Raw genomic sequence first — 24,110 nt, forward strand, 5'->3', positions numbered from 1 at the left:
AGTTTGTCATCCCGAGCGAAGTCGAGGGATCTCGTATTTGGTTGTAATCCTGAGCGAAAGCGAAGGATCTGATTGTTTATCATTTGTTGCCAATTGATTCTAACTGAACTTTGAAAACTAAATCTAATAAAAAGAACAAACATGAAATAGGTCAAGTTATTAAGAGCATAGGGCGAATGCCTTGGCACCAAGAGCCGAAGAAGGACGGGATAAGCACCGAAATGCTACGGGGAGTCGCAAATAGACGTCGATCCGTAGATATCCGAATGGGGGAACCCACTTGAGCAACCCTCAAGTACTCATGACCCAATAAAATAAGTCATGAGAGGTAGACCAGGGGAACTGAAACATCTAAGTACCCTGAGGAAGAGAAAGAAACATCGATTTTCAAAGTAGCGGCGAGCGAAATGGAAAGAGCCCAAACCTGATTTATCAGGGGTTGAGGACACAGCAAAAGATTGAGTGATCCATAGTCGAAGAAAGCTGGGAAGCTTTGCGAAACAAGGTGATAGCCCTGTAGACGAAATGGAATACTCACAGGCTGTGCTCCAGAGTACCACGGGACACGAGAAATCCCGTGGGAAGCAGGGAGGCCCACCTCCCAAGGCTAAATACTACTTGGTGACCGATAGTGAACAGTACCGTGAGGGAAAGGCGAAAAGAACCCCGGGAGGGGAGTGAAATAGAACCTGAAACCCTATGCTTACAAGCAGTGGAAGCACGTTAAAAGTGTGACCGCGTACTTTTTGTAGAACGGGCCAGCGAGTTATGATATGCAGCGAGGTTAAGTAATTAAGTTACGGAGCCGTAGGGAAACCGAGTCTTAACAGGGCGAATATAGTTGCATGTCATAGACCCGAAACCGGGTGACCTATCCATGGGCAGAGTGAAGTTTTAGTAAAATAAAATGGAGGCTCGAACCCGGTAGCGTTTAAAAGCTATGGGATGACCTGTGGATAGGGGTGAAAAGCCAATCGAACTCGGAGATAGCTGGTTCTCCTCGAAATAGCTTTAGGGCTAGCCTCAAGAGAGAATGAGATGGAGGTAGAGCACTGAATGGTCTAGGGGCACATAGTGTTACCAAAACCTATCAAACTCCGAATGCCATACTCATAAGCTTGGGAGTCAGACTGTGGGGGATAAGCTTCATAGTCAAAAGGGAAAGAGCCCAGATCACCAGCTAAGGTCCCAAAATTCTGATTAAGTGGTAAAGGATGTGAGGTTTCACAGACAACCAGGATGTTGGCTTAGAAGCAGCCATACATTTAAAGAGTGCGTAATAGCTCACTGGTCGAGAGACCTTGCGCCGAAGATTTCCGGGGCTAAAATCAGATACCGAAGCTGTGGGATGTATTAATACATCGGTAGAGGAGCATTGTGTAAGGGACGAAGGTGTACCGAAAGGAGCGCTGGACATTACACAAGAGAGAATGCTGGCATAAGTAGCGAAAGGTGAGTGAGAATCTCACCCGTCGAAAACCTAAGGTTTCCTGAGGAAGGCTCGTCCACTCAGGGTAAGTCGGGACCTAAGCCAAGGCTGAAAAGCGTAGGTGATGGACAACAGGTTATGATTCCTGTACTGGAGGTATTCGTTAATAGAGAAGTGGGGACGCAGGAGGATATGCAGAGCGTGCGATTGGAAGAGCACGTCTAAGCACGTAGGGAGAGAAGACAGGCAAATCCGTTTTCTTAGAAATCCTGAGGTGTGATGGGGATCGAAAAACAAGTAGAGAAGCTGCAGACTCCACACTGCCAAGAAAAGCCACTATCGAGAATATTTTCACCCGTACCGCAAACCGACACAGGTAGGTGAGGAGAGAATCCTAAGACGAGCGGAAGAACCTTTGTTAAGGAACTCGGCAAAATAGCCCCGTAACTTCGGGAGAAGGGGTGCCACTTGGAGTGGATATCATACGATATACAAGCTTTGGGTGGCCGCAGTGAAAAGGCCCAAGCGACTGTTTACCAAAAACACAACTCTCTGCTAAGTCGAAAGACGAAGTATAGGGGGTGACACCTGCCCGGTGCTGGAAGGTTAAGGGGAATGCTTAGAGGGAAACTTCGAAGGTGTGAACTTAAGCCCCAGTAAACGGCGGCCGTAACTATAACGGTCCTAAGGTAGCGAAATTCCTTGTCGGGTAAGTTCCGACCCGCACGAAAGGTGTAACGATTTGGGCACTGTCTCAACAAAGGATCCGGTGAAATTGTAGTACTCGTGAAGATGCGAGTTACCCGCGACAGGACGGAAAGACCCCGTGGAGCTTTACTGCAGGCTGACATTGGATTTTGGCATTGCATGTACAGGATAGGTGGGAGGCATAGAAGCAAGTGCGCCAGTATTTGTGGAGCCAACCTTGGGATACCACTCTTGTGATGCTGAAATTCTAACCTGGCACCGTGAACCCGGTGTGGGGACACTGTCAGTTGGGCAGTTTGACTGGGGCGGTCGCCTCCTAAAAAGTAACGGAGGCGCTCAAAGGTTTCCTCAGCACGGTCGGAAATCGTGCGAAGAGTGTAAAGGCAGAAGGAAGCTTGACTGCGACACCAACAAGTGGAGCAGGAACGAAAGTTGGACTTAGTGATCCGGTGGTACCGCGTGGAAGGGCCATCGCTCAACGGATAAAAGCTACCCCGGGGATAACAGGCTTATACCCCCCAAGAGTCCACATCGACGGGGGTGTTTGGCACCTCGATGTCGGCTCGTCTCATCCTGGGGCTGAAGTAGGTCCCAAGGGTTGGGCTGTTCGCCCATTAAAGAGGCACGCGAGCTGGGTTCAGAACGTCGTGAGACAGTTCGGTCCCTATCCGTCGTGGGCGCAGGAAATTTGAGAGGAGCTGTCCTTAGTACGAGAGGACCGGGATGGACAAACCTATGGTGAATCAGTTGTCTTGCCAAAGGCATGGCTGAGTAGCTAAGTTTGGACGGGATAAGTGCTGAAGGCATCTAAGCACGAAGCCCCCCTCAAGATGAGATTTCCCATCATGAAAGTGAGTAAGACACCAGGAAGACGACCTGGTAGATAGGTCTCAGGTGAAAGAGCAGCAATGCTTGAAGCTAAGAGATACTAATATGTCGAGGACTTGACCTAAGTCAGTGAACAGTGAATAGTGAACAGTGAATAGTGATTGTCATTCTGAGCGTAAGCGAAGAATCTTAGCTGAGAACTGTGAATTGTAAATTGTGAATTGTAGTAAGTAGTGTTTGTTCTATAGTAGATTTAGTTTTCGTCTGGTGACGATAGCAAGAGGGAGACACCTGTACCCATACCGAACACAGAAGTTAAGCCTCTTAACGCCGATGGTACTTGGTTGGAAACGACCTGGGAGAGTAGGAAGTTGCCAGTCTCTGAATGAAGATCCGCTGCTTATTGCAGTGGGTCTTTTTTTTATGTATCCTAGCCCTCTGTCATCCCGAGCGAAAGCCGAGGGATCTCATCCTAGCCCTCTGTCATCCTGTTATGTTTTATGTCATATGTTATGTTAAAAAAACTTGAAATTATGATTGTAAAGGCGAGAGACCAGTGGTACAATATTCAAGAAAGAAAAAACTTTAAATCAGTCCAGAGAGGCTGGAAAGGAGAATAGAATATGACTGAGAATGTTGTAAAAACAACGTTGGACGCAGGAACTATCACTACCGCCAATGCAAAAAAGACGATTCTTGCACTTCAGCATCTAATCGCAATGTTTGGTGCCACAGTACTGGTTCCAATAATCACAGGTATGAACCCATCGATAGCACTTCTATCCGCTGGAATCGGAACACTTATATTCCACGCTTGCACAAAGGGCAAGGTACCCGTTTTCCTCGGTTCATCCTTCGCATTTATTCCCGTAATACTAACAGTTAAAGAGCTTTTTAATGGTGATCTGGCTTATGCCCAAGGGGGTATTGTTGTAGCCGGATTAATTTATGTCCTGATATCCTTCCTGATCAAGTATATCGGTGTTGAAAACATACAAAAATTCCTTGCTCCTCAGGTAATTGGTCCCATGATAATCGTAATAGGTTTGAACCTGGTTCCTGTTGCTTACAGCATGGCTACGCAAAATCTTATGATTGCAGCCCTGACTCTTGGAATCGCACTAGCGATAACATTCCTTGGAAAAGGCTTCATAAAGCAACTTTCCATATTATTAGCAGTAGTGGTCGGATATAGCGTAGCTTATGCTATGGGCCTTGTAGATCCAAGCATAGTGGCAAATGCAAAACTTGTTGCAATCCCGACCTTCACTCTTCCTAAGTTTGACTTAGGAGCAATAGCGATAATCGCACCGGTGACACTGGCAGTTTTCATGGAGCACCTGGGAGATATTACTACCAACGGTCAGGTGGTTGGTAAAGACTTCATAAAAGACCCAGGTCTTAACAGAACGTTGCTTGGCGATGGACTTGCCACTACAGTTGCAGCTCTTATAGGAGGACCTGCAAATACAACCTACGGAGAGAACACAGGTGTACTTGCAATAACTAAGAATTATGACCCGTCAATATTAAGAATGGCTGCCATCTTTGCTGTAATACTAGCCTTTGTAGCTAAAATAGGTGCAGTGCTGTCAAGCATCCCTACAGCAGTTATGGGCGGAATAAGTATAATGCTGTTCAGTATGATTGCTCTTATAGGTGTAAAGACTATAAAGAACAGCAAGGTTGAAATGAATGTTAAAAACCTGCTTGTAATGGCTACTATTCTTATCCTTGGAATGTTCAGCACACAGCTAAGCGCAATGCTGGGCTTCACAATAGGTATACCAATAAATGAAACAGTTCAGATAACAGGTTTAAGCTTTGCTGCACTGGTAGGTATCATACTTAACGCAGTACTGAACCTTAAGAAAGCGTAATAAGCACAAAAATATAATATTGAACTGATACGACTGGTTAGGGTGAAACCTTAGCCAGTTTTTATTTTTTGGTTTTTGAGAAAATAGGTAATGTTGATTAATTCTCCAGAAAATTGGAACAATTGTTTGACCTAGTAAGAATAAACAAGTAAAATAAGACATATAGGAAGATATTGACCATAGGAGGTTCACTTATGTCAGAACAAACAGGGAATATCGGCTTTGAAGAAACCCTATGGAAGGCGGCGGACAAGCTTAGAGGCAGTATGGATGCAGCTGAGTACAAGCATGTTGTCCTAGGGCTTATATTCCTTAAATACATATCAGATAAGTTTGAAACCAGATTTAATGAGCTAATCGAAGAAGGAGAAGGTTTCGAGGAAGACAGAGATGAGTATGCTGCAGAGAACATCTTCTGGGTACCAAAGGAAGCCAGATGGTCATTCATCATGGACAATGCAAAAGATCCAAAGATTGGACAGTTCGTAGACGATGCCATGATCCTTATAGAAAAGGAGAATCCTACTCTTAAGGGAGTTCTGGATAAGAGATACGCAAGACCGGAAATCGACAAAAGAAGACTTGGAGAGCTTATAGACCTGATATCAACAATAAAGCTACATAACAATGGAGAGAAGGATCTACTTGGAAGAGTGTATGAGTACTTCCTTGGACAGTTCGCCAGTGCAGAAGGTAAAGGCGGCGGTGAATTCTACACTCCTACCAGTATAGTAAAGACCCTTGTAGAAATGATAGAACCATATCAGGGAAGGGTCTATGACCCGTGCTGTGGATCAGGTGGAATGTTCGTTCAAAGCGAAAAGTTCGTCGAGGATCATCAAGGCAAGGTAGAAAACCTTTCTATATATGGTCAGGAGCTAAACTCAACCACCTGGAAGCTGTGCAAAATGAACCTGGCAATAAGAGGGCTTGATGCCAACCTGGGACCATATCATGAGGACACCTTCCACAACGACCTTCACAAGACACTTAAGGCAGATTATATCCTGGCAAATCCTCCATTCAATATCAGCGACTGGGGAGGAGATAGGCTTAAGGATGACGTCAGATGGAAATATGGAATACCACCGACAGGAAATGCCAACTACGCATGGCTTCAGCACATGATATTCCATCTTGCTCCAAATGGAACTGCAGGAATAGTATTAGCCAACGGATCTCTTAGCTCCAACACCTCCAATGAGGGTGAAATTAGGAAGAATCTACTGGAAAACGACCTTGTGGATGCAATAGTTGCGCTTCCAGACAAGCTTTTCTATTCAACTGGAATACCAGTATCACTATGGATACTAAATAGAAACAAAAAAGATAACCCAAGTTTCAGGTCAAGAGAGCATGAGGTTCTGTTTATTGATGCCAGAAAGCTTGGAGAAATGATAGACAGAAGGCATAGAGAACTAAGTGAGGAAGACATACAGAAGATTTCTGATACTTACCATAGCTGGAGAAACCTTGATGGAATGTACGAGGACATCAAAGGTTTCTGCAAGGCAGCTAGCATTGATGAAATCAGAGGGCACGAGTATGTTCTAACTCCAGGAAGATATGTAGGTATAGAGGAACTGGAGGATGACGGAGTACCTTTCGATGAGAAGATGGAGAATATGACTTCTGAGCTTGCTGAGCTTTTTGCTAAATCCAGACACCTTGAGGAAGAGATAAGGAAGAGCCTTGGGGGGATAGGGTATGACATATGAACACAATAAAAAGAAAGTATATCTATCAGAAATATCGGAGTATAGTACTGACAAAATAAGTATAAATGAGGTTGGGATTACTAATTATGTTTCCACTGAGAACCTCATACCTGAATTTGGGGGGAAAGTGATATCAAGCGGACTACCATCGATTGACAAAGTACAAAGATATGGTGTTGGTGATGTCCTTATTTCAAACATTAGGCCTTATTTTAAGAAAATCTGGTTTGCGGATAGCCAAGGCGGAGCATCGAACGATGTACTGGTAATTAGGAATAAAGAAAATGTTATTAATGAGTATTTATACTACGCTCTTGCAAACGATGATTTCTTTAGTTTCGTAATGTCAGGAGCAAAAGGTACAAAAATGCCACGTGGAGATAAGAATCATATTATGACATATATGATAAATCTACCACCACTTCAAGAACAAAAAGCTATAGCTCACATCCTATCAACCCTGGATGAAAAAATCGAGACTAACAACAAGATCAACAAAACGCTGGAAGAAATGGCTCAGGCAATATTCAAGCATTGGTTTGTGGACTTTGAATTTCCCAATGAAGATGGAGAACCATATAAGTCCTCAGGTGGAGATATGATTGAAAGTGAGCTTGGACCTATTCCAAAGGGATGGGAAGTTGGGAAGATTGGAAATTACATGAAGGTTAAATCTGGATATGCATTTAAAAGTCAGTGGTGGACCGATGAAGGTATACCAGTAGTCAAAATAAAGAATTTAGCTAATGGCATCGTTGATTACAATGATGTCGGATATGTTTCAGTAGATAAGGTCAGTTTGGCTAAGGATTTTATCGTAAAATCTGGAGATATATTGATTGCAATGACAGGAGCAACCATTGGTAAAATCGGGTTAGTATACGAGTTCAGCAATATTGTTCTTGTAAATCAGCGAGTTGGGAAGTTCTTTATAGGAGATGATCCATTCATGAAACTTCCTTTTGCCTATGTGCTACTAACAAACAATAGAATAAATGAGGAAATAATTTCACTTGGTGGTGGTAGCGCACAGCCCAATGTTAGCCCAAGCCAAATTGAGAGCATAAAAATACCATTTCCATTGGACAACAAAATTGAAATATTTAATGACTTACTTAATTCTTCATTCAGGAAATTGGTAGAAAATATCAAGGAAAATGAACGTCTCAAGCAACTCCGTGACGCCCTACTACCTAAGCTCATGTCAGGAGAAATAAGAGTACCAATAGATAACGAAGAATAATCTTCAAGAAAGGAGGCTGTAAAGATATGGATATGTTCAATGAAAGCATGCTTGAGGAATCAGTACTGGAGCTATTGCTGTCAATGGGGTACCAGTATGCATTTGGTCCAGATATATCCCCAGGTGGAGATAAGCAGGAGAGAAAGGACTACAAGGAAGTAATCCTTCAAGGTAGAGTCAAGGAATCTCTAAGAAGGATCAACAAGCATCTTCCAGAGGAAGCCCTTGAAGAAGCTTTCAGACAAATTATAACCTTTAACAGCCCCATGTTAGAAGAGAATAACAGATACTTCCATCAGCTTATGGTGGAAGGAATTGAGGTGTCCTTCAATGAGAAGGGACATATAAGGACCAAGAGAGCCTACATAATAGACTATGAACATCCAGAGATCAATAGCTTCCTTGCAGTGAACCAGCTTACAGTCATAGAAAACGAGTCGAGAAGACCTGACATAGTTATCTTCGTAAACGGCATTCCTCTTGTCGTAATGGAGCTTAAGTCGGCAGTAGATGAGAATGTAGGTATAGAAAGTGCATACAACCAGATACAGACCTACAAGAAGGACATAACATCCCTGTTCAACTACAATGCATTCTCGATCCTAACAGATGGAGTCAATGCAAAGGTTGGCACAATAACATCCAATCTTGAATGGTTCATGAACTGGAGAACAGAGGACGGCATCAATATTGAACCATTGTACAAACCACAATTCGAGGTCCTAATCAAAGGCATGCTGGAGAAGCACAGGTTTATCGATATAATTAGAAGCTTCGTACTGTTCCAGGAATCGAAGGAATCAGACTTTGACATCGATGGGAAGAAGCTTGGCGATGTAAAATCTATCATAAAGATACTTGCAGGGTACCACCAGTACTTTGCAGTCAAAAAAGCAGTCCAGAAGACCAAGGAAGCCATAAGTGAACAAGGAGACAGAAAGATTGGAGTAGTCTGGCATACCCAAGGGTCAGGCAAGAGCTTTTCCATGGTTTTCTATGCAGCAAATCTCATAAAGGATCTGAACAACCCTACTATAATAGTCATCACTGATAGAAACGACCTCGATGACCAGCTATATTCTACATTCAGCAAATCCAAGGAGATTTTAAGACAAACCCCTGTACAGGCAGATGTGAGAAGGCTTACAGATGCTCAGAAACGAGCAAAGGCATCAGCCAACAATGGATCAGATATAAACGGGCTATATGACCTTCTAAATGAAAGGGAATCTGGAGGTATAATCTTTACAACCATCCAGAAGTTCAGCCCTGAAGAGGGAGATATGCCTGTACTTACAGACAGGAGAAACGTAATAGTAATAGCCGATGAAGCCCACAGAAGCCAGTACGGTCTTAAAGCAAGAACTGACATCAAGACAGGGGAGATCTCATACGGCTATGCAAAATATGTCAGGGATGCCCTTCCAAATGCATCCTTTATTGGCTTTACAGGAACACCGATAGACCTTGAAGACAAGTCCACCACAGCAGTGTTTGGACATACCATAGATACATACGACATGACCCAGGCAGTAGAGGATGAAGCTACTGTAAGGATCTACTATGAGAACAGGATCATCAAGCTCGATACAGACGACGAGGAATTGAAAAACATCGACCAAGAGTTTGAAGAGATAACCGAAGGTCAGGAGGAATCCATAAGGGACAAGACCAGATCCAAATGGTCAAGACTTGAAGCTGTAGTAGGTTCTCCAAACAGGATCAAGAAGCTTGCGGAGGACATAGTTAAACACTATGAGGAGAAATCCAAGGCAATAGACGGCAAGGCAATGATAGTCTGCATGAGCAGGCGTATTTGTGCTGAGCTTTATGATGAGATAACAGCCATAAGACCAGAGTGGCACAATGAAGATATTGATAAAGGAAAGATAAAGGTAGTCATGACGGGAAGCGCTGCAGATGAGGAGAAGATCCAGAAGCATGTTGGAGGAAAGCAACGACGAGACCTTCTTGCCAAAAGAATGAAGGACAACAACGATGAACTGAAGCTAGTAATAGTAAGGGATATGTGGCTTACTGGCTTTGATGTACCATCAATGCATACTATGTATGTAGATAAGCCAATGAGAGGGCATAACCTTATGCAGGCAATAGCAAGGGTAAACAGGGTTTTCAAGGAGAAATCAGGAGGAGTAGTAGTCGACTACATCGGTATACTGGAAAGCCTGAAGGATGCTCTTAACCAATACACCAACAAGGACAGAGGCAACACTGGTATAGATACGAGCGTAGCAGTAAGAGTCATGCTTGAAAAGCTTGAGATACTCAACAACATGATGCATGGCTACAACTACTCAAAATTCATGGGTGAATCCCAGCTTGAAAGAGCAAGAGCAATAGCTGGAGGGATGAACCATATACTGGGCAAGTCAGATGAGGACCAGAAGGAATTCAAGAAGATCACCCTTGAGCTTGCAAAAGCCCACGCCCTTTGCGCTGCAACAGAGGAAGGGAAGAACAAGAACCTCGAAGTAAGCTACTTCAAGGCAGTCAAGGCAAGTCTTGTTAAGCTGAATGACAGGAAACCACCGGGACTATCCAAGGCAGAGATAGATGCAAGAATAAACCAGATGCTTCAAAGGAGCATAATATCAGAGGAAGTTATAGATGTATTCGCAGCTATGAACCTAGACAGGCCGGACATATCAATTCTATCAGAAGAGTTCCTCGACGAGATCAGGCATATGGAGCATAAGAACCTTGCAGTAGAAATGCTTAAGAAGCTACTAGAAGGAAAGATCAAGACCATAGAGAGGACCAATCTCGTCAAGTCAGAGAAGTTCTCAGAAAAGCTCACAAAGGCACTTATCAAATACAGGAACCAGGCTATCACAAATGCTGAGGTACTTGAGGAACTGATAAGGATGGCACACGAGATCAAAGCAACCCAGGATGAGGAGAAGAAGCTTGGACTTACTGAGGATGAGATCGCTTTCTACTATGCCCTTACATCCGACGATCTTGTTAAACAGCTTATGGAGGATGAGATCCTTAAAAAGATAGCAAAAGAGCTTACTGAAGCCATCCGAACCAATACAACAGTGGATTGGAACATCCGTAAGAGTGCCAGAGCTAACATCCGAAGAGTCATTAAGCGACTACTTAAGAAGTATGACTATCCACCGGATAAGAGGATACAGGCTATGACCGTTGTAATGAGACAAGCGGAGAAGATGGCTGGAAACTTCTATGATGAAGTTGAAAGCACGTACGGTTGGGTAGCTGAAGAGGAAGAGGAGGTTTAGAATGACAAATGTATCATATCTGACGAAAGCTATGAAAATATTCTCTAAAGAACCAACTCAGAAAATGTACAATGATGTTTTATTGGCTTTAGTAAGAGATTCTAGGAATGATGAAGCAGTACATATACCTGTAGAAATCAATAAGGCAGCAAAGCTAGAAGAATCCATGGTATATGGTATGGTGAAAGGATCTGATAATAAATACTACTACATAATCTGTACTAATACAGAGGAGTTATATGGGTCTGGCTATGAAGTATCAGTATTGATGAAATTATATGATATTCTGACTAGGTCTTTCAGCGATACAGATATAGGAGGAGTTTGCATTGATCCTTGGAGTTCAGGGAATTGTGTAATTACTAACGATTACATTGGTGCTCTATTGAGATTGATAGATTCGGATGAAGAGTTGTAATTCAATACTAGTACAGTTATGAAGAGGGCATTATATTGCTACTTGATTTGTTTGATGTTAAATAGCTAGAGAATAAGTCGGTTAACTTGAAAACATAAGATAACATGTAATCCATGACGATAATTATGATTTCTTTATTCAATTCGAGGAAATGGTTAATTATAAGGAAAGTAACAGTTAAATGACGTAAGTAGAAGGAGTGATAACTTGAAAATTAGAGATGTTATATTTACTCTACTGAGTTACTGGGCTGCATTTACTGCAGTGTTCGTTTTTCGCTCTTGGGTTATTGACCGCTATGTATTATCTCAGTATGAAGGCCAAACATATGAATGGGCTATAAAAGTTGGCGATAGATCGATTTATGCAATAGTAATATTCCTGTTATTATTTTTATTGTTCAGCTATTTACCAAAAAAAAGGTTAAATTTGCTACCGCTAGGATTTGCTTTAGCAGCGTGTGGAGCTTCATGCATTTTTAAGTACTCTGAAGCACAACATGAAGGTATAAGAACTTTAGGAACTTCTCTTGGATTGGGTGCAGGAGCTATAGGTGCTATCATTCTTGTGAAAATATATGGTGAGAAGAGAAAAATAGCAACTGTATCTACAGAAGATATAGCGACAAATCTGTCAAGAAAATTAAATCAAAACATCAAGGAAACAACAATATCTCCTGAGAGATTGACAACCAGCTCAATAGATTCTTCGACAGCGAAAGAAGTTGATAGAGGTATTATCTCACAAGAAAAATTGGATAAAAATGATTCTGAAGATCATAGTGATAATGCAAATAATAAGTTTATCAGTTGGAATGATAATACTAACAATATAGAACAACCTCTCAAATCAGCCAATAAGATTACATTGGGTAATAGGAAAAAGATATTGATTGTTTCAGCAACTATAATTGTCTTATTAGTGCTGTACTTAAATTTATTTTATTATCCGCATGACGGTGAATGGGAAACCATATTGTATTCAAGAAAAATTGGACTAAACCTTAAAAAAGGAGAAGGTGTTTTAGAAATATATCGTCCAGATAGCAGTTTTGGAGTTGCAAATACTAAGGACATTTTACTCTTTGAACCACATAAAAGAGAAACCACAGCAGGAATTGCAGGTAGATCTAATAAAATTAATGTGAGTGGAAATGTATTAATTCTTGAATTGGAAGGTATTGACACGGTCTTAGGGAAATTGGATGAAACCTTATACTTTAAGAAGGTTAGGTAGAGGAGGCAAGATATGAAAGCATCTGAAGCAAAGTTATTGGAGTTTATGAAGAAGTCACCACAATTCATGATCCCAATTTATCAAAGGACTTACTCGTGGTCTGAAAGAGAGTGTAGACAACTTTGGGATGACATCATCAGAACTGGTGAGAATGACAATATCAATGCTCACTTCATAGGCTCAATCGTATACATAGAAAAAGGGATATACCAAATTATAAATCAAACACCATTTTTGGTAATCGACGGTCAACAAAGACTTACAACAATCTCGCTCCTAATAGCTGCTCTTGCAAAGAAGCTGGAACAATTACCTGAGGATAAGAGGGAGATAATTGATGGATTCTCGCCAAGAAAGCTAAGAAACTACTATCTTCTAAACACAGAGGAAGAAGGAGACCGGAGGTATAAGCTGATTCTTTCCAAGACAGATAAGGATTCGCTTATAGCCGTAGTGAATGACAAAGATGCTCCTAAGGATTATTCAATCAGGATAATGAACAACTACAGTTACTTTAGAGAATGGGTAGATGAGTTGAATGGAGATCTGTTATCTCTTTGTAAGGGCATAGCAAAGCTTATCGTAGTAGACATTGCACTTAGCAGGGATCAGGATAATCCGCAGCTAATATTTGAAAGCATGAACTCTACTGGCAAGGAATTGACTCAGGCTGACCTTATTCGTAACTATATACTAATGGGGCTCGAGATAAACCATCAGACAATACTTTATGAGGATTACTGGCGTCCAATGGAGATCGATTTTGGACAGGAAGCCTATACATCTGACTTCGACAGTTTCATGAGGCATTTTCTTACGGTGAAGACAGGTAAGATTCCAAAGATCGGTGAAGTCTATGATGCATTCAAGGAATATAACAAAGACTGCAAGACCAATGGTATTGAGATAGATGAAGTAGTAAGAGACATTAGAGAGTACTCAAGGTACTATTGTTATATGACACTTAACCACGAAAAGGATAAGAGATTAAGAGTGGCCTTCATGGATCTAAAAGAATTAAAAGTAGACGTAGCTTATCCAATGTTGCTTGAGCTTTATGACGATTATCACAATGGCAAGTTAGGGCAAGAAGATTTCGTTCAGATCGTAAGACTTATTGAGTCATATGCATTCAGGAGGAATATCTGTGCGATCCCTACCAACTCAATGAATACAACCTTTGCAAACTTTATGAAGTCCATAGATAAAGACAATTATCTTGAAAGTATAAAAGCCCAGTTCATACTGCTGCCTTCATATAGGAGATTTCCTAATGACCAGGAATTTATGAAAGAAATGATGGTTCGCGACTTATACAATAACCCAAGAAGGATCTATTGGCTCAGAAGGCTAGAAAACTATAATAGAAAAGAGTATGTCGATGTACAACAGTACACTATAGAGCATATCATGCCTCAGTCACCAAACATTACAGATGAGTGGAAAATGGAACTTGGGCCTGAGTGGGAAAGAGTTCACGAGACATGGCTTCATACATTGGGAAACCTTACGCTTACAGGTTACAACTCAGAATACAGCAATAGACCATTTAGAACTAAGAGAGACATGGATAATGGTTATAAGGACAGCCCAATTAAACTAAACCAATCGTTGAGAGATGTAGAAAACTGGAATGAAGAGTCTATAATTAAGAGAGCAGAATCACTCAGCAAGATGGCACTAGATGTGTGGGTATCACCTAAAATACCAAACGACGTTCTAAATAAGTATAAACATAAACCCAAAGAGAAGAGCAGCTACACTTTGGAAGACCATCCATTTTTGCACCCGGGTAGCAGCTCTTATGTAGATAAAATGGGCTTGCTTTTCACAGCTTTAAGAGAAAAGATACTTGACCTTGACCCAGCGATAACTGAGGTATACCTGAAGCAATATATTGCCTTCAAGGCTGAGACAAACTTTGTTGATATTATATCCCAAGCTAAGAAATTAATACTGAATCTAAATATGCCATTCAAAGAGTTAGTTGATCCTGAAGAAATTTGTAGAGATGTAACTGGAATGGGTAGATGGGGTAATGGAGATGTTGAGGTATTTATATCTGAAATAGATGAGATCCCTTATGTTATGAGACTCATCAGACAGTCCCTTGATAGGCAGCTTAATAATAAGAATGGGCAGGATGATGAATAATCAAGAATTATATAGTCATTGACCCTTCTGCACACACTTTAGCAATCATTTCTGATTGGCAGTGAAACATCTGATGTTATATGTTTACCACCACAGGGATTAGTACACAACTTATAACTAGTACTTGCTGAGATAAGGAATAAATGAGTAAAATAGCAAATCTCCAGTATTAGATTGTCAAGAGTTTGATATTTTACATAGGAGAAAAGAAATTATGAATGATATATATTTTATTTTAATAGGTTTTTCGATTTTTGTCTTATTTTATTTAATTGAATCTTTTACTGGAGTTAAGCCGCATAGAAAGAAGGAGAATCTTAAAAAAGTTACTCTGGATACTTCTAGCAAAATTGATATAGATAAAAAGGTTGAAAACGTAAAAACTGAAAGTTATGATAATACACTATCGAAAGTAGAAAAAACTCTAGAAAACCCGATTGATAAGGAATTAAATAGGAAGAATAAGAGAAAAAATATAGTTAACTATGAATTATTGGAACGAAAAATCACAAGAGGAATTACTATCCACAAACGGAAATCAATACTGTCATGCGTAAGAATTATATGGGACAGTTCAAAGGTTGAAAAATTCCAACTCAACACACTTAAACAAGATATAAATCAGAAGCGTGAAAAAATGGATTTTTATGACAACTGTCCATATGAACTAGATTTGGAGGTAGATTTCCATGGACTTACACTAAGCAAATCAAGAAAAGCCTTTGATGAAATAGTTGATTATTGTAGGAATTATTATTCAAGTATAACAGTTATTCACGGTTTTAATAGAGGAACAGTTCTAAGAGATTATTTTAGAAGTTATTATAACTTATACGTAGAAAATAAATTTTATCCAAATCCGGGTAGAACAACATTTATAGTTTTTGATAAAGAGAGGGCAGAGCACAGACATAGAGATTTAATTATAGAAAATCAGAATAAAGCCTTGACTATGCTCGAAGAAATGCGTTCAAGAAATGATATTTTGGAAGAAGAAGTCATGGAATATTTTGAAGCCAAAACTAAATATGAACCACTAATCTACCAAATAAATAGGGATATATCAAAAGCAGGGTTATATTTTGACCTAAATGAATCTAAATTTGTTCGGAAGAGCGTTGATTTTAAGCAAATGCGTTTTGAAGATTTATACATCGATAACTATGACATTGAAGATTATCTGCAATCTGCGCAAGATTATATAGACATAATGAAAAAAATGAGGAAGGAATACCCTATTGTATTTGAGAGTAAATATTTTATTACTTATGATAATGGTAACTCTCGAAGAACAATTGATTGGCAAACAATTAATAACAGTCAAGGTAAAGTATATATCGAGAATGATAAACTAGTAGTTGAAAATTGAAGGTATATATTATTTTTAGTCTACTTCCTTATATGTGTGTGAATATCAACGAAAAAGGTTACCACTTTGTTTCTTAGAAAGGGAATACTAATTGTTAGTAGCACCCACTAAATGGCAGACAAAATTACAAAAAGTAATTGCCAGTACATACCTCAAATAATACCCTATTAAGTAACCACACTTATCTAAGAAGGAAAGGACTTGCTGACAATTACTCAAGTCAATAATATCTGAGAATTTAATTTCATGTAAGGAAAAAGTACAAAAAAAAGAGAGCAGTGACTGGAATGAATTATCACTCCATCACGAAGTATGTAGAGGTAGATGATTTCAGTTGTATAAACACAAGGCAGAATCACAAAAGGACATTGGTTTTTGATGTGTTTTGGCAACGAAATAATATACCTTGGAGCCGTTAAATTAAGCACTAAAATTAGGTGTAAATATTGTAAAATAAGCATCTGGACAGGAAATATTTAACTCTATTAACTCATCTCCCTCAGGATAATTCAGAATATCTCAGTACATTTAAGAGATGAAATGTCTTAAAATAGACATTTGATGATAAATTAGAATATTATAGAACGGCTCTAAATGACCCAGTTGGTCGGGGGTTATTATCTACAATCACGAAGCAAATACACACACATATTCAGTGTTATAATCTATACATTCGAGGATTAAAGATCTAAATGCAACAGAGATGAAGCAATGAATCGAAAACATCTAATAATCAACATCCTTGAACTATAGGTTTGCGTGCAGTAGCGCATGCAATAGAGATGATAAAGGATGATAAAAGATACTATTATTTAACACTTCGCTAGTCTCCGAAGGATTTTGAGCTGGAACACATGTTGCTGTAAATGGAAGGCAATATGAGAGAGCTTATCTATGATAAGCGTTGATAAATAAGCATTTTAAGCTATATATACTTTAGTTCAAGAACGCCTTTTTCTCCAATAATCGACTAATTTAACAGACAAAATTTCCGTAGTCCCATAGCTATTATGGGGCTACTCTAATATAATCTATATCATAGTCCTTTACTTTTAACACAGGTCAGGTGATATCAATGAAGAACAAAATAATAATAGTTGGCGGTGGGGCCTCCGGGCTTATGGCAGCCATAGCTGCTGCAAGAAATGGTGCAGTGGTTACTATCCTAGAAAAGAATGATCGTGTCGGCAAGAAGCTCCTTGCCACAGGGAATGGAAGATGCAATTACACCAATGAGGATGTAAGATTGGTTCATTTTCACGGTTCCGATAAGGCGTTTATTGAAAAGGCTCTTTCAATATTTGGAAGAGACTCTGTTATTGAATTTTTTGAGCATCTTGGTATTGCTCCTGCGTCAGAGGACAATGGCAAGATATATCCGCTTTCCTTTCAGGCTTCCTCGGTTCTCGATGTTCTAAGATATGAGGCCGACAGGCTTGGGGTAGAGGTAAGGGTGAACTGCAGCGTATCCAAAATAGTCAAGAATGGTCAATTCAAGGTATATCTTAAATCGGGTGAAAGCCTATCTGCTGACAAGGTGATCCTTGCAACCGGTGGTATGGCTATGCCTGTTTCAGGCTCAGACGGCAATGGGTATCCTATCGCCAAGTCACTTGGGCATAAGGTTGCTACTGCCACTCCATCTCTAGTTCAGCTTAAGCTAAAAAGCGACAAGCTTAAACAAATCAACGGCACAAAAGTAGTTGGGAAGGCATCTCTTTTTATCAATGGAGTGCTGGTCAAGGAGGACTATGGGGATATTCTCTTCACAGACTACGGCATAAGTGGTCCACCGATCCTTCAGCTTAGTAGAGAAGCCGTTATAGCCCTTGAAGGATCCAGGCAAGTCAAGCTTGATGTTTCTATCATCCTAAACAAGTCTGAGGAGGAGCTGTTGGATTATCTGGAGAAGAGAAAAGGTTGGATGCCTGAAAAAAGACTTGAGGATTTTCTTATTGGAATGGTCAATAAGAGGCTGATAATCCCTGTGATCAAGGAATTGAGAATGGATAAGGATAAAATTGCAAAGGATATTTCCATAGATGAACTAAGAAGCATTGCTCATATTCTGACCTGTTGGGGCTTTGAAGTAATCGGTCACAATGGCTGGGGTCAGGCACAGACTACTGCAGGAGGAGTGCTTACCAAGGATATCGATCCTGTGAAAATGGAATCTAAGCTTGTTAAAGACTTATACTTTGCAGGGGAGCTTCTCGATGTGGACGGCGACTGCGGAGGATATAATCTCCAGTGGGCCTGGACAAGCGGCTATATTGCAGGGAACAGTGCAAGCATCAAATTTTAGTTGAAATGCTACTACAACAGGTTTATTATAGAATAGGATTGTTTTTATAACGTCCTAAGCGAAATTTCAGGAGGAAGCTATGCTTGGACTAAGGAAAAAGCTGGAGGAGTTGGAAGCACAGAATAAGCCTATCAAGGTATGTCTTGTAGGTGCTGGGATGATGGGCAAGGGCTTGGTAAGCCAGCTGCTCAGAGTCAGGGGAATGGAGCCCTCCGTGGTGGTGAGCCACAAGCTGGAGGATTCCTTGAAGGCCTTCCAGCTGGCAGGAATAGGAAGAGAACAGATAGTTATTGCAAAGAGCACTGAAGATATAAATATAGGGATGGAGAAGAACAGGTTCGTAGTTACTGATGACTACCAGCTGGCTTTGAAGGCAAATCTTGTGGATGTGGTAGTCGATGCCACGGGAGTACCTGAAACAGGAGCTAGGATTGCCATTGGTTCTATCGACAACAGAAAGCATGTTGTAATGCTAAATGTTGAGTCTGACGTTGTTGCAGGACCGTATCTAAGCAAGCTTGCTAAAAAGGCAGGGGTCGTTTATACTGGCTCTGCTGGAGACGAACCGGGTGCAGCAATGGAGCTGTATGATTTTGCAGTGGCTTCAGGCTTTAAGGTTCTTGCCCTTGGAAAGGGGAAAAATAACCCTCTGGACTTTTATGTGACGCCTGATCAGGTGGAGGAAAGGGCAAAGTCATCTGGACTAAAACCGCTAAGGCTTGCATCCTTTATAGATGGAACAAATACCATGGTCGAAATGGCTGCAATGGCAAATGCATCTGGTTTTATACCTGATATCAGAGGCGGTCACGGACCCACGGGCACTGTGGATCAGCTTCCAGGGATATATTCCCTCAAAGAGGAAGGTGGGATACTTAACGGCTACGGGATCGTGGATTTTGCCTTTGGCGTGGCACCAGGAGTATATGCTATTATCACCACAGATCAGCCGCAGGTACACAGCGAGATGAGGTTCCTTAAGATGGGGGATGGTCCAAACTACGTACTTTTCAGGCCATACCACCTTACAAGCCTTGAAACCCCGATTTCAATAGCAAAGGCTGCAATTTACGGTGAGGGCTCAATAGTTCCCAAGGGAGACCTGCCGGTGGCTGAGGTAATAACACGGGCTAAGAAGGACCTTAAGGCAGGGGAGTTTCTTGACGGAATCGGTGAATACACAGTGTTTGGAAGCATCGAAGAGTACGGAAAGGCTAAGGAAGAAAAGTTTGTTCCAATAGGACTTATTAACGGTAACGCAAGGATGAAAGTGGACGTAAAGAAAGGAGACTTCCTGACCTACGATATGGTCGAACTGGATCAGACCACAGAGATATTCAGGCTTAGGAGGATTCAGGAAGAAATGGCTGAGGACTTGACAAAATAGAGTCCTTCGGGTATATTATTACACAAGCGTACAATCGAATATAGGGCTGTGAAGGGGACAGTAGTTGAGCTTAAGCATTTCAGAGAGGCGACCAGGCTAGGTGAAAGGTTGTTATGTCGAACTCGGTGAAGATCACCCCGGAGCTTGGTACCTGAAAAAGAGTAGGGTGCCGCGTGTAGACGTTAGACAATAATGAGTGACAGGATGATCCTGTAATTTGGGTGGTACCGCGATATTTCGTCCCTAAGTCTTTGACTTAGGGACTTATTTTTATGAAAAGGAGAGATGAGGGTGAAAAGGTTTAATGAGTTGTCAAACGAACCTGTAAAGTCAAGGGAAGACAGCATATCCAAGTATTGGAAACAGATCGACCTTCTGCACAGATCAGTTGAATCTAGAGACCCCGAGAAGACCTACATTTTCTATGAGGGACCTCCGACAGCCAACGGCAAGCCGGGGATCCATCACGTAATGGCGAGGACTCTTAAGGATCTTACGTGCAGGTACAAGACTATGCAGGGGTACCAGGTAAAGAGAAAGGCAGGCTGGGATACCCACGGCCTTCCGGTAGAGATCGAGGTTGAAAAGCAGCTTAGCCTTGAGAGTAAGCAGGACATTGAAAACTTCGGGCTTGAGGAATTCAATGCGAAATGCAGAGAGTCGGTATGGAAGTATGAGAAGCTCTGGAGAGAGATGACAGAGAGAATGGCATACCTTATCGACATGGATAATCCATATGTAACCCTTGACAATGACTATATCGAGTCAGTTTGGTGGATACTGGACAAGTTCTACAAAGAAGGTTATATATATGAGGGACACAAGATACTTCCATACTGCTCAAGATGCGGTACAGGACTTGCATCCCACGAGGTTGCCCTTGGATATGAGGAGATAAAGACTGAGACAGTCACAGTCAAGTTCAAGGTAAAGGACAAGGATGAATATCTTCTTGCCTGGACTACTACTCCATGGACTCTTCCTTCAAACGTGTGCGTAACTGTTTCACCTGAGGAAACATACGTAAGAGCAAGGAAGGATGGAGAGGTTTATATATTAGCCAAGGTTCTTGCCGATAAGACTCTTGGTGAGGGCTATGAGATCCTTGAGGAAATGAAGGGGAGCACACTTGAGCACCTTGAGTACGAGCAGCTGATACCATTTGTGAAGGTGCCTGGCAAGGCCTTCTACGTTACAGTTGCAGATTATGTAACGACTGAGGATGGAACAGGTATAGTCCACACTGCGCCGGCCTTTGGCGAGGATGACTACAATACAGGGATGAGATACGGACTCCCCGTTATTAACCCTGTATCAGAGGAGGGAAAATTCACCGACACTCCATGGGCTGATATGTTCGTTATGGATGCAGACAAGCACATAATCGCATGGCTGAAGGAGAACGGCAAGCTGTTCAAGAAGGAAAAGATGGACCACAACTATCCACACTGCTGGAGATGCAGGACCCCGCTTCTCTATTATGCGAAGCCGTCCTGGTATATAGAGATGACCAAGCTTAAGGACAAGCTTGTTGAGAACAACAACAGCGTCAACTGGTTCCCGGACTTCGTTGGCGAAAAGAGATTCGGAAACTGGCTGGAGAACGTAAATGACTGGGCAATATCCAGAAGCAGGTATTGGGGTACGCCATTCCCAATATGGAGATGCGACAAATGCGGGCATACCGATAGCGTAGGGTCAAGACGGGAGCTTATCGACAGGGCAATAGAGGAAGTAAGCCCTGATATAGATCTTCACAGACCATATGTTGACGACATCCACTTCAATTGTCCTCATTGCGATGGAGTAATGACCAGGGAGAAGGATGTAATCGACTGCTGGTTCGACAGCGGTGCAATGCCATTTGCTCAGCAGCACTACCCATTTGAGCACAAGGACGACTTTGACACGCTGTTCCCTGCTGACTTTATCTGCGAGGGGATCGACCAAACAAGAGGCTGGTTCTATTCACTTATAGCGATATCAACCTTTGTAATGGGGCAGTCGCCATATAAGAATGTACTGGTAAATGACCTTGTATTGGACAAGGAAGGAAAGAAAATGTCCAAATCAAGAGGAAATACGGTAGATCCATTTGATCTGTTCGACAGATACGGAGCTGACGTGTTGAGATGGTACCTGATCTATGTATCACCTCCATGGACTCCGACCAAGTTCGATGAAGACGGTCTGAAGGAGGTTGAGTCCAAGTTCTTCAGAAGTATAAGAAACGTATACAATTTCTTCTCAATGTATGCAAACACTGACGACATAGACCCAAGAGAGTTCTTTGTGCCATATGACGAGAGACCTGAGATAGACAGATGGATACTTTCCAAGTTCAATACTCTTTTAAGCGAGTCAAGGGAGAATATGGACATATTTGAGCTTACAAGAACGGTAAGGGCGATCCAGGAGTTTGTCATAGAGGACCTTTCAAACTGGTATATAAGGAGAAACAGGAGAAGATTCTGGTCAACTCAGCTTGACGACGACAAGAAGTCAGTTTATAACACCACCTATGAGATAATGGTAGACCTTTGCAAGATAATTGCACCGTTCGTTCCATTCATTTCAGAGGAGCTATACAGAAATCTTACCGGCGGGGAATCAGTCCACATAGACTACTATCCTCAGGCAAGAGCTGAGCTTATGGACAAGAACCTTGAGGATAAAATGGATCTTGTAAGAAACCTTGTGGCTCTTGGAAGAGCTTCGAGGGAGAATGTAAGGATCAAGGTAAGACAGCCGCTTAACGAGGTAGTTATAGATGGCAAATATGAAGAGCTTATCAGTGACCTGGTACCTCTTATGATGGAGGAGCTTAACGTGAAAAAGGTCGTATTTGAAAAGGACCTTTCACAGTTTATGAACTACTCACTTAAGCCGAACTTCAAGGAAGCCGGGCCGACTCTGGGTTCTAAGATAAAGTCCTTTGGAAAGGCATTGGCTGAGGCTGACTCCAAGGAGCTTGCTGATCTTCTTGAAAGAGAAGGTAAGGTAACGATGAACCTTGACGGAGCAGATACCGAGATAGTGAAGGATTTTGTACAGGTGACCATATCCTCCAAGGAAGGCTTCAACGTGGTCATGGAAAACAACCTTTTCGTGATCCTGGACACAACTCTTACCAAGGAGCTTTTGGATGAGGGCTACGCAAGAGAGTTCATTTCAAAGGTTCAACAGATGAGAAAGGCTAACGGTTACGAGATACTTGATACGATAAAGATATTCTTCAATGGAGAAGAGCCTATCAGAGAAGCAGTGAAGGAATACGAGGAGTTTATAAAGTCTGAGACTCTGGCGACGGAAATCATCGCATCAGACAATGCTGATATGGAGAAGCAAGACTTAAACGGTCTGGAAACAGGCATGCTTCTAGAGAAAAACTAATGGATACAGCCCGCATTTTTGCGGGCTGTTATTTTTTAAGGCTTTTTCCAATGTGTATTGTATTCGGGGTTACTATGGAATCATAGGCAAGTATCCGGACCCCGCTGTTATTTGCAAGCTCTACCGCATCTGCGAAGCTGGGGTCCATGCTTCTGTTTGGTTCAAAGCTTGCTGGGCCCTTCATCTGGATCAGGAATAGTATGGAGGCTTCATAGCCATCCTTCTTTGCTTTGATAAGCTCCATTATGTGCTTTGTTCCCCTTATGGTGGGGGCATCTGGAAACCTTGCGATCCCATCCTCCTCAAGTGTTACCCCCTTGACCTCAAGAAAGCCCTTCTGCCCTCCGCCTTCATAATATATGTCGAACCTGGAATCACCAAAAGTCTTCTCTCTTTTTATCAGGTCTGCCCTTGGAAGCTCTGTGATCAGGCCTTTTTTCAGAGCTTCAGCTGCGACGGCATTTGGCACCTGAGAATCCATGTTTATTAGCATGTCTCCCTTCCAGACGGAAATAAGTGAGTACCTTGTCTTACGAGTCGTATTTTCTCCATGGTCCTCAAGATATACCCTTGCACCAGGTATCAGGAGCTCCCTGCACCTTCCCGTATTTTTTACATGAGCGATAGCTTCTCCCTCCGGAAGCATTATCCTTGCGATAAATCTATTTGGTCTTTCTATAAATATACCTTCAACGACCTTTTGATAATCCATAACAGCCCTCCATGTGCTACAATATCCTTAAGCTTATCACTATTTATATCCACGGACAACCGAT

General features: G+C 41.7%; 12 protein-coding genes, 2 rRNA genes and 1 other annotated feature. Of the genes, 13 read left to right on the forward strand and 1 reads right to left on the reverse strand.

What is annotated here, in order from left to right:
• Positions 1-149 precede the first annotated feature (149 nt).
• From AC4PHB_RS00965 to ileS, 13 genes are all read left to right on the forward strand, one after another.
• A 23S ribosomal RNA gene (locus tag AC4PHB_RS00965) occupies positions 150-3,089 on the forward strand.
• Between the two features lie 139 nt (positions 3,090-3,228).
• Positions 3,229-3,345: ribosomal RNA gene (gene rrf, locus AC4PHB_RS00970) — 5S ribosomal RNA — on the forward strand.
• 243 nt (positions 3,346-3,588) lie between these two features.
• Positions 3,589-4,845 (forward strand): uracil-xanthine permease family protein, encoded by a 1,257-nt coding sequence (locus tag AC4PHB_RS00975; protein ID WP_492136819.1) that lies wholly within the window; start codon positions 3,589-3,591, stop codon positions 4,843-4,845.
• A gap of 194 nt (positions 4,846-5,039) precedes the next feature.
• On the forward strand, positions 5,040-6,563 hold the full coding sequence (locus tag AC4PHB_RS00980) for a class I SAM-dependent DNA methyltransferase (RefSeq protein WP_492136820.1): 1,524 nt from the start codon (positions 5,040-5,042) through the stop codon (positions 6,561-6,563).
• The gene (locus AC4PHB_RS00985) at positions 6,553-7,806 is read left to right on the forward strand and encodes a restriction endonuclease subunit S (RefSeq protein WP_492136821.1); all 1,254 of its coding nucleotides are present in this window, start codon (positions 6,553-6,555) and stop codon (positions 7,804-7,806) included. Before AC4PHB_RS00980 ends, AC4PHB_RS00985 begins: the two co-directional genes overlap by 11 nt.
• A 26-nt stretch (positions 7,807-7,832) precedes the next feature.
• A complete protein-coding gene (locus AC4PHB_RS00990; protein WP_492136822.1) occupies positions 7,833-11,072 on the forward strand; it encodes a type I restriction endonuclease subunit R in 3,240 nt (1,079 codons plus the stop codon).
• Between the two features lies 1 nt (position 11,073).
• Complete coding sequence (locus tag AC4PHB_RS00995; protein ID WP_492136823.1) at positions 11,074-11,490, forward strand: hypothetical protein; 417 nt, start codon at positions 11,074-11,076, stop codon at positions 11,488-11,490.
• Between the two features lie 207 nt (positions 11,491-11,697).
• The gene (locus AC4PHB_RS01000; RefSeq protein WP_492136824.1) at positions 11,698-12,726 is read left to right on the forward strand and encodes a hypothetical protein; all 1,029 of its coding nucleotides are present in this window, start codon (positions 11,698-11,700) and stop codon (positions 12,724-12,726) included.
• A gap of 12 nt (positions 12,727-12,738) precedes the next feature.
• Positions 12,739-14,880: a GmrSD restriction endonuclease domain-containing protein gene (locus AC4PHB_RS01005; protein ID WP_492136825.1), complete on the forward strand. Its 2,142-nt coding sequence runs from the start codon at positions 12,739-12,741 to the stop codon at positions 14,878-14,880.
• Between the two features lie 214 nt (positions 14,881-15,094).
• Entirely contained in the window at positions 15,095-16,249 is a 1,155-nt protein-coding gene (locus AC4PHB_RS01010; RefSeq protein WP_492136826.1) for a hypothetical protein, read from the forward strand.
• Positions 16,250-17,324: 1,075 nt separating this feature from the next.
• Positions 17,325-18,554, forward strand: a complete 1,230-nt coding sequence (locus AC4PHB_RS01015) for a BaiN/RdsA family NAD(P)/FAD-dependent oxidoreductase (protein WP_492136827.1) — start codon at positions 17,325-17,327, stop codon at positions 18,552-18,554.
• Between the two features lie 79 nt (positions 18,555-18,633).
• Positions 18,634-19,941 carry an NAD(P)H-dependent oxidoreductase gene (locus AC4PHB_RS01020; RefSeq protein WP_492136828.1) on the forward strand — a complete coding sequence of 436 codons (1,308 nt, stop codon included), beginning with the start codon at positions 18,634-18,636 and terminating at the stop codon, positions 19,939-19,941.
• A 39-nt stretch (positions 19,942-19,980) separates the two neighbouring features.
• Positions 19,981-20,189, forward strand: a binding site (T-box leader).
• A 43-nt stretch (positions 20,190-20,232) separates the two neighbouring features.
• A complete protein-coding gene (gene ileS, locus AC4PHB_RS01025; RefSeq protein ID WP_492136829.1) occupies positions 20,233-23,334 on the forward strand; it encodes an isoleucine--tRNA ligase in 3,102 nt (1,033 codons plus the stop codon).
• A 28-nt stretch (positions 23,335-23,362) separates the two neighbouring features.
• Here the strand turns inward: ileS and sfsA are convergent, their stop codons facing one another.
• Positions 23,363-24,046, reverse strand: coding sequence for a DNA/RNA nuclease SfsA (sfsA, locus tag AC4PHB_RS01030; RefSeq protein WP_492136830.1), 684 nt, complete (start codon positions 24,044-24,046; stop codon positions 23,363-23,365).
• Positions 24,047-24,110: the final 64 nt, after the last annotated feature.

The sequence above is a fragment of the Gudongella sp. QWL-04 genome (genome assembly GCF_058683975.1).

Excerpts from the sequence above, each read along its gene's own strand:
- AC4PHB_RS01005 (WP_492136825.1), top strand. The coding sequence starts at position 12,739 with ATGAAAGCATCTGAAGCAAAGTTATTGGAGTTTATGAAGAAGTCACCA.
- sfsA (WP_492136830.1), bottom strand. The coding sequence starts at position 24,046 with ATGGATTATCAAAAGGTCGTTGAAGGTATATTTATAGAAAGACCAAAT.
- AC4PHB_RS01020 (WP_492136828.1), top strand. The coding sequence starts at position 18,634 with ATGCTTGGACTAAGGAAAAAGCTGGAGGAGTTGGAAGCACAGAATAAG.
- AC4PHB_RS00990 (WP_492136822.1), top strand. The coding sequence starts at position 7,833 with ATGGATATGTTCAATGAAAGCATGCTTGAGGAATCAGTACTGGAGCTA.
- AC4PHB_RS00995 (WP_492136823.1), top strand. The coding sequence starts at position 11,074 with ATGACAAATGTATCATATCTGACGAAAGCTATGAAAATATTCTCTAAA.
- AC4PHB_RS01015 (WP_492136827.1), top strand. The coding sequence starts at position 17,325 with ATGAAGAACAAAATAATAATAGTTGGCGGTGGGGCCTCCGGGCTTATG.
- AC4PHB_RS00980 (WP_492136820.1), top strand. The coding sequence starts at position 5,040 with ATGTCAGAACAAACAGGGAATATCGGCTTTGAAGAAACCCTATGGAAG.
- AC4PHB_RS01010 (WP_492136826.1), top strand. The coding sequence starts at position 15,095 with ATGAATGATATATATTTTATTTTAATAGGTTTTTCGATTTTTGTCTTA.
- AC4PHB_RS00975 (WP_492136819.1), top strand. The coding sequence starts at position 3,589 with ATGACTGAGAATGTTGTAAAAACAACGTTGGACGCAGGAACTATCACT.
- AC4PHB_RS00985 (WP_492136821.1), top strand. The coding sequence starts at position 6,553 with ATGACATATGAACACAATAAAAAGAAAGTATATCTATCAGAAATATCG.